This is a genomic window from Tritonibacter sp. SIMBA_163 (assembly GCF_046535935.1).
In the GTDB taxonomy this organism is placed as follows: Bacteria; Pseudomonadota; Alphaproteobacteria; order Rhodobacterales; family Rhodobacteraceae; genus Epibacterium; species Epibacterium scottomollicae.
In genome coordinates, this window is record NZ_JAWJBP010001410.1 from 1 (window position 1) to 233 (window position 233).

Consider the following 233-nt stretch of genomic DNA (forward strand, 5'->3'; position numbering starts at 1 on the left):
GCATCTGCGGCCTCGAGGAGATCGGCCAGCGCCGGACCGGACACCACTTCGCCGTTCACCCGCACATATTCGCCAAGGTAGACGTTCTGGCTGCCCAGACCATCATAGTAGTGGCTGTTGGGGGTGTTGTCGGAGAAGCAGTCGTGCTCTTCCTCGGGATCGTTCAGCTTCAGGCCAAGGCGCAGCCGCTCGCCAGCCTGTTCGCCGTAGGGCAGCGAGCCCATGCGGGTCAG

Annotated in this window: 1 protein-coding gene; it reads right to left on the reverse strand. The window is 63.9% G+C overall.

From position 1 onward, the window contains the following. Positions 1-233, reverse strand: a 233-nt coding sequence (locus R0J92_RS26935) for an imelysin family protein (RefSeq protein ID WP_411053940.1), incomplete at both ends; no start/stop codon positions are given.